This is a genomic window from Nostoc sp. CmiVER01 (genome assembly GCF_034531135.2).
Lineage (GTDB): Bacteria > Cyanobacteriota > Cyanobacteriia > Cyanobacteriales > Nostocaceae > Nostoc.
Genome location: NZ_JAVRBU020000010.1, coordinates 352,521 through 359,305, shown reverse-complemented (window position 1 = coordinate 359,305; position 6,785 = coordinate 352,521). Strand labels below are relative to the sequence as shown.

Below are 6,785 nucleotides of genomic sequence, written 5' to 3'. Positions count from 1 at the left end.
AAACATAGGACAGGTGCTGGATTTGACGTTATTTTCAGCTTACTACCTGTCCCTTTCCTTATCCCGAACTCAGGTTAATTAATAATTTGTAGTTTGTAATGGGCTGCGCCCCGCTTTGCTAACGTGGTTCGTAGTACTTTGGTTACGCTCATCAGTACAAGTTCGTAATACAACTCGAAGAAGAGGCTGCGCCCAACTCTTGGAGAGGCTGCGCCCTAAGCTCCGCCATGCCGCAGGCTTTACGACTACGCTCAGGACAAGCTCGTAATTCGTAATTAAAGAGGAACAAAGCATCCTTGTTCATCAATGTAAACATAAAAATATGTAGCATCAATTACGAATTACGAATTATTCCGTTTGTATCCTCTGGTAATTCGAGGCACTGCCACAAACTTGCCAAAAAATTCTTGATTTGATGAAAGTAACCACCATGTAGCCCATCCCCAAGCTATGCTTAATCCTGTGCCTAACCAGCTTGTTTTCAACATATAGTTGAAAATGAATACATTTAATATTGCTATAACTGACCAAGGGAAAATCTGATCGGCGGGAAATGGGCCTAATCGGGGTCTATCTCCCAATATTCTATTTACACTTCTAAATTTATTTTCATCTATCATCTTCTTGAATTGGTTGTTAATATGAAGCATTTCTTGAATCAGGGCATTTTTTCTCATTCAAGAAATGCTGCGACTAAAGTGGTGTTGTTTGTAACAGTTATCAGTTATCAATCTCTCACTGATAGCTGTTCACTGTTCACTGTTCACTGATTTAAGCCGCGCCAATAATTAAGCCAGTGACTAAATCTCCCACAAAGACTGAAAGTACAATAATTAATGGAGTTCTAGCTAATGTTTGCCAATCTTCGTCGTTGCGGGCTGCTTGAACAATTCGGACTAAGCTGATACCTACATAGAGTAGGAATAGACCCCTCAACACATTGAAAAATAATGTTATAACTGCTTGTGTTTGTCCGTTTCCAGCATTACCAAAAGCTCCATTCATCCATGTCTGAGCATTATTGAAAAACTGTGCATCGGCTGGAGCAGAAGCAAAATCTAGCAGAAATATTATCGACAGTAATGCAAACAAGATTGCATATACATTCACTCCCGATTTGCGTTGTATCTTTTCAAAATTTGTTAGTAATGCCTGTGTCTGTTTTGGAATTGCAACTGCAACTGCTATTGCCCCTGCAATGATCAATCCCCCAAGCATTATGTTGTGGACTGACATCTCCAAAATCATTAATGCTCCCGTTACTCCCATCAGCCCAATTGTGCTACCTTCAATCGCTTTCTTTCTTTTTGATGGTAGGGCTGCTGTTTGTCTTGTCCCAGAGGTTGTTGTGTTGGGATTTTCGTAGTCTGATATCTGCATAATTTGTGAGTGTATGAAATCTTATCAAAACAGAATTCAGGAGTCAGGAGTCAGGAGTTAGAAACGAGGTATGAATTCTGTACGAATGGCGGATAGCCCAGGTAAAGCCTACAGCATAGCAATGCTATAAGCAAGTCTGCGTCCCCCTACTTTTAAGCAAGTTACGCGCTAGCGTCTCGTAGAGAGCTTCAAGATTGCTGAATTCTGACTTCTGACTCCTGAATTCTTCTTCAAATACATTATTCACAACTCACTTTCAAAATCCTACAGACTCTAGTACAAAAAAAACTAGTCCTTTCGGCTACAGGGAATATTTGTTACAATTTATTAGGTATAAGCTTTATTATTAACTTCTGCCCAACTTGAATATTACTAGCACCCGCTTTAAGTTCTAAAACCTGGTTCGCAGCGACACCGTAATAGATTGGACAAGGATTTTTCATGCATGGTGGTGCATTGTGAATTATGGTTGTCACCACATTATTTTTAAGGTATATAATGTCCAACGGCATTTTAACTTGGTGCATCCAAAAGGGTACATTATTATACTCTCGACCTAAGTTAAACAACATTCCGCGATCGCTCTCTAGATTATTTCTCCATTTGAGTCCAATCTCAAGTTCTTGTGTTTTATTTGCCGCTTCTAAATAAAAGGTCTGGTTATTGTGAGTAAGCTTATACTGAATAGGCAATTTTTGTGGGCGAGTTTCGATATAAGATACTACTGCTGTGAAGAAGATTACTGACACCCCAGCAATTGGCCCAGCGATGTTTAGCAGCTTCAAGCCAGCAGCATACCAATCGATTTTTGACTGAGATTTCAGTATTTGCATAAAATTAACTACCAAAAATATCGATATCGCCCAGACTATATATTGATGAATCCACCGGACTAGATGGTAGTCCTTGCAAATCTGCCTTATTACGCATACTTTCTATTCGGTCAGCTTCACGTATTGCCAGAGGATTTACGCTTTTTCTTGATTCTAATAGTGCAGTTAGGGTAATTTGTAATGGCGGCAAATCGTCTGTTGCTGGAGTATGTTCACCAAAGGACTGACAAAATATTGAGACTGCTGCCCTTTCGACGATTGCCTGAATTTCTGCGCCGACACAGCGATGTGTTACCTTCAATAATCTTTGCCATTCTTCTGGGGTAAAGGCATCTCCATCATCAGCAAAGCGTTTATCAAATCTTGCTAGGTGAATCTTAAATATAGAATGTCTTTCGCCGTTGTTTGGTAAGTCAATTTTGAATATCTCATCAAAGCGTCCACTTCTGGTTAACTCTGGTGGTAGCCATTGGATATTATTGGCAGAAGCAATTATTAATACATCACTTGTTCTTTCCTGCATCCAAGTGAGTAACATCCCGGCTAGTCTTCGTGATAAATCATCATCTCCGGCAAATCCCTTGTCAAAGTCATCGAGGTAGAAAATTATACGGTTAATTCGGTCTACCAGTGCCAATAACTTTTTGAGTTTGTATTGGGCCATATTTCCATAACTGCGGAAATGACCCCACTCCACGATTACCAAGGGTAATCCCAGTATTTGAGAGCAAGCCTTAGCCGAGTGAGATTTACCTGTTCCGGGTGGGCCAATTAATAAAACACCTTTTGGTAGGCGCAAGTTGTAAGACTTAGCCAACGGTGTCAGGAGCCGCTTGTATCCCTTAAATGCTGACTGCATTAATTCCAGTCCCCCGACTGGAATTGTCATCGGTTGCAGAAATTCCACATTGTAAACTCGTTTGAGTAATTCAATTTTATAAGCAGAAACTTTTTTGACTAATTCACTGTTGTCAAAAAGAGGGTGTTGGGGGTAGGGTGTTGGGTGTAGTGAAGACGGAGCTTGTACGAAGACAGTTGTTGAGGCTATTTCTTTTCCTACACCCCACACCCCACACCCTACACCCTGCCCCAACGGGGCTTGGTCAATTGCTAGCGCACTTTTTACCCCTGTTTCAATATCTGCCAAATACATCCCTACACAAGTATTTGCTATTTCATTAATTTGGGCTTGTGTAATTGAGTCGGGTAAGATTTTTGGCAGATAATCACTAATTTCCTCAACTGTGGGTAACTCTTGGGTAATTGTTGGTATTAGACCTGCTATATCTGACTTCAGGCTTGCGTTTGACCCCAGCAACAAAGCTGTTTTACCAGAGTTATCATTGTAAAGCTTAATGTTAATCAGGGCTGACTTAATCCATTCTGCTGTGAGGAAGAAATCTGCATCCGTCCCTCCTTGCCCTAGCCACGGGTATATCCCTTCCAGGATCAAAATCCCTTGTAACTGGCTTATCTTCCAAAACCGCAAAATTTCAAAGGAATCTTCGCGTACAACTTTAAAAGTGATTCTCTTGTATTCTGGAAATTCTGAGAATGCCAATCCCGAATTACTCATTAATAACTGGTACAATTTGTCATCCTCTAACATCCAGAGATAACAATTAATACCAAGATTAATGCATTCTTTAGTTAGGTTTTCAAGTAAGCTTATCCTCTCCTGCAATGGAGATTCCACTGCTATTAAGGGATTGTTCTGTTCGCGTAAAGAAAATATTCTTTTGATCAGTTCTGAACTCATAGGTAAATTATTGAGCATCAAACTGATAATAAAGGCTGACTCACTTTCTACTCACAGTCTGAAGTACCCAAATCTCTCATACTTTTGGCCATTGTTTTCTTTCGGACTCAAGCAGGAATCGCCACTAAAGACTCAAATCTGCCTCTGACTTACGCTGCTGTTGTTGACGTTGTTGCTGTAGCGACTTTTCAAGCAACAGATCCTGATTCCAAGAGACTGTTTTGGGTCTTGAGCGTCTGACTTGGGGCAGTAATTTCTTAATAGCCAGTGCTGAGGCTTCCCCGAATTCATCGGAGTTAAACGCTGTTTTGATTTGAGAAATATCCTCTAATCGCTCCACTGGTGTACTTTTGGGGTCAGCAAGTGCCATGTACAGTGTTCGCTGTTTTGGTATTGACCCAGTTTTGGAATATTCCAACATTGCGTATGAGAAAGCATCAATCGTTGAGGAACAAAGTACCACTTTTTCTACTTTGCTCGTTCCTCGCTCACCCAACTGGAAATGGAACCAACTGTTTGTGCGATCGCTTCCAATTGCCAAGCCCTTAAATTCACTTCCTTGAAGGTAAGCCCCTTTAACCTGTTGGTTCAAATCTCGCATTACAAACACTGCATTTTGCTTGGAGTCAGCGTAAATTAACCCCGATTGGTAAAATCCGTGTACAAAGTTTGATGGTAGCCCCCAGAAGTGAGTCAAGTAGTCATGTACTCCAGTCCACTTGCTTTTATCCTCAACTGGTGGCACAAACTTGGGCGCTGGTTCGGTTTGAAGAATATCTGCTGTTTGTTTCTTGACTGCGGCGATCGCTGCTCGTTCTGCCCCCTGAAGTCCAAATCTGTGATTGAGCCATGCCAAACCCTGCCGCAAATTGTAATTGTTCACCTGAATCACCAAATCTATTGCCCCGCCGCCCTTTTCTACTCCTGGTGAGGTGGACTGAAATTTATCCCCATTTATATCAATGATGTGGCCATGTCCCACCCAAGAGTTAAATTGACTGGGTTGTTTGTCTAAACCTAACTCCCAAGCCACATCTTCTAAGGCTAGGTCACGCAATTGCTGAGTCTGTTTAGCCAATTCCTTTTTCTCTTTCTCTAATTGAGCAAGGCGTTGTTGAAGCAGTTCATTAGCTTGAGCCAGTTGCCTAGCTGTTGCTTCCATCTGTTGAAATTGGCGGGCTGTTCTATCTCGATCTGCGGCTTTGGCTTTGATTTGCTCTAAATTTAACTCTGATACTTCCAGGTTCCGTCCCGTTTCTACTATCCGGTAAAAGTCCTTTATATCCTCGTGTTTGGCTCTGGAACCCTTCACCCCTCTCTCTAAGCCAATCAGCCGCATCGTTTCATAGTACGAGTCCTGAAATGCCTGGATTTTCTGCCGTCCATTGAAAAAGTGATTACACCGTAGTTGCCCATCATCATCCACTGGCACAAAGTAAGCATGAATATGTGGCGTGACTTCATCTAAATGTAATTCTGCCCTGACTATCCGCGAACCGTATTCCTCAGACAACCATTGGTGCGTCGCTTCTAGCCAAACATCTAATTTATTTTGCTCATAATACCCTGCCTGGGTTGGACATGAGGCACGGAAGTAACTTGGCGATGCACTCAGTAACATCTCGACGCAGTAAACCCCATCAGTCCTTATCTTCCTACGTTGCTCAACCTCATTTATCTTCGCCATCACCAAATCTTCTAACCTTGATTCGGGATCGCTGCTGCCTATAAACCTAATATTCTCTACCGACAAGTCAGCATTTAGTGTTTCCCTTTCACGAGATGTGTGAGACGCGCTACTCCCTATATCCTTCTGCTTTAATTTTTTCAAACGAGCGATCGCATACGCCATTCCCGCCCACCTTTTTTTCTCTCGTCAACAATATTTCACCTGATAACTAAAATTATTTTTTCGGCTCACTGAGTATTTTTACTCAGGCTTAAAAATGGCATTTTTCCCAAATCAAGAATAGCAAAAATAAACGTAGTAGGTATGTTTATTTAGAGGCGGCTGATTTGCTAATTTACCCCTGGTGTGGAAGCCGTCAACAGTGCCGTCAATAGTGCCGTCATGACAACCACTTTCAAATTTGCTGATGAATTGTTCAGAACGCGATTTTGACGGCATAAAGCCGTCAACAGTGCCGTCAATAGTGCCGTCATCAAGACCACGTTTTTAAGTATACATTTTCTGTACTTAAATAGAAATTAGAAATACTTGTTCTTTAGTGATTATTCAGCTAAATATTAGATAATTAGTGAATAGGATATTCGACGAACGAATTCCAAAGCAATTAAAAGTTTTTACAACCAACATGAGCGAGACAAGAGTTTCCATTAGACGCTCTAATGATAGTTTGGAAGGTAAAGTAATTAATTACCTCAAGTCGAATCCCCTCTATTTAGATAAAGAGCATCCAGAACTAATTACTTCCACACTCCTTAAACATTGGCTACCATTAGCTTTATATTCCCAAGGGGTAGTGGGAGAAGAATTAAGGCAGGTTGCTATTTGGGCAATCAATGAATTAGAAGCCCAAGCCTCTGCCATCCGTGAGATTTGCAGTTTAGGTTCTGTTGTTTCTCCTATTTCTACGCAACTGCCTACTACTGTCCCAGTTGCTCCCCGACAGACAACACCTGTAATAGACGCAGCCCCAGTTTCTCTATCCAATGAGGATTTGTATTCATCCCAAGTTGAAACCGAAATGCCAACTGAAGATGAAGACGAGCAATTGATGGATTTGGAATTGACCGAAGAGATGATCCAAGCCAATAAAGCCTTTAGTGTCGAACCAGCAAAAATTTAGAAA

Annotated in this window: 7 protein-coding genes; 1 reads left to right on the top strand and 6 read right to left on the bottom strand. The window is 41.4% G+C overall.

Annotation, left to right across the window (positions count from 1 at the left end; all coding sequences use genetic code 11):
* Positions 1-341 precede the first annotated feature (341 nt).
* The 6 genes from RMZ43_RS19605 to RMZ43_RS19580 all read right to left on the bottom strand — a co-directional run bounded on the left by RMZ43_RS19605 (position 342) and on the right by RMZ43_RS19580 (position 6,135).
* Positions 342-620, bottom strand: coding sequence for a hypothetical protein (locus tag RMZ43_RS19605; RefSeq protein ID WP_428850899.1), 279 nt, complete (start codon positions 618-620; stop codon positions 342-344).
* A gap of 151 nt (positions 621-771) precedes the next feature.
* Positions 772-1,380, bottom strand: a complete 609-nt coding sequence (locus RMZ43_RS19600; protein WP_428850892.1) for a hypothetical protein — start codon at positions 1,378-1,380, stop codon at positions 772-774.
* Positions 1,381-1,697: 317 nt separating this feature from the next.
* Positions 1,698-2,213 (bottom strand): DUF192 domain-containing protein, encoded by a 516-nt coding sequence (locus RMZ43_RS19595; RefSeq protein WP_428850891.1) that lies wholly within the window; start codon positions 2,211-2,213, stop codon positions 1,698-1,700.
* A 4-nt stretch (positions 2,214-2,217) separates the two neighbouring features.
* Entirely contained in the window at positions 2,218-3,972 is a 1,755-nt protein-coding gene (locus tag RMZ43_RS19590) for an ATP-binding protein (RefSeq protein WP_428850890.1), read from the bottom strand.
* 124 nt (positions 3,973-4,096) lie between these two features.
* Positions 4,097-5,824: a MobV family relaxase gene (gene mobV, locus RMZ43_RS19585; RefSeq protein WP_428850889.1), complete on the bottom strand. Its 1,728-nt coding sequence runs from the start codon at positions 5,822-5,824 to the stop codon at positions 4,097-4,099.
* Positions 5,825-5,991: 167 nt separating this feature from the next.
* Complete coding sequence (locus RMZ43_RS19580; RefSeq protein WP_181374295.1) at positions 5,992-6,135, bottom strand: hypothetical protein; 144 nt, start codon at positions 6,133-6,135, stop codon at positions 5,992-5,994.
* Between the two features lie 152 nt (positions 6,136-6,287).
* On the opposite strand from RMZ43_RS19580, the gene RMZ43_RS19575 reads away from it, so the two are divergent.
* On the top strand, positions 6,288-6,782 hold the full coding sequence (locus tag RMZ43_RS19575) for a hypothetical protein (RefSeq protein WP_428850888.1): 495 nt from the start codon (positions 6,288-6,290) through the stop codon (positions 6,780-6,782).
* Positions 6,783-6,785: the final 3 nt, after the last annotated feature.